1 protein-coding gene is annotated in these 387 nt (G+C 68.7%); it reads left to right on the top strand.

What is annotated here, in order from left to right:
* The coding region (locus GVL52_RS32730; RefSeq protein ID WP_200848080.1) for an indole-3-glycerol phosphate synthase TrpC at positions 1–387 on the top strand (387 nt) is incomplete at both ends.

Raw genomic sequence — 387 nt, 5'->3', positions numbered from 1 at the left:
GCCCAGAAGAAGATCCCCCTGGCCGCCATGCGCGCCGATGCCGAGAGCCGCGTGCTCACGCGCGACTTCGAGGGTGCCCTGCGCGCCAAGATCGCCGCGGGCCAGGCGGCCGTGATCGCCGAGATCAAGAAGGCCAGTCCCAGCAAGGGCGTGATCCGCGAGGACTTCATTCCGGCCGACATCGCCCAGAGCTATGCCGAGGGCAACGGCAAGGTCAGCGCGGCCTGCCTCTCGGTGCTGACCGACCGGCAGTTCTTCCAGGGCCAGCCCGACTACCTCAAGCAGGCCCGGGCGAGCTGCGCGCTGCCGGTGCTGCGCAAGGACTTCATGGTCGATGCCTACCAGATCTACGAATCGCGCGCGATGGGCGCCGACGCGATCCTGCTG

This window comes from Rhizobium sp. 18055, assembly GCF_902706285.1.
Classification (GTDB): domain Bacteria; phylum Pseudomonadota; class Alphaproteobacteria; order Rhizobiales; family Rhizobiaceae; genus Rhizobium.
The sequence above is the reverse complement of the archived record's forward strand: the minus strand, read 5'-3'. Positions and strand labels throughout refer to the sequence as shown.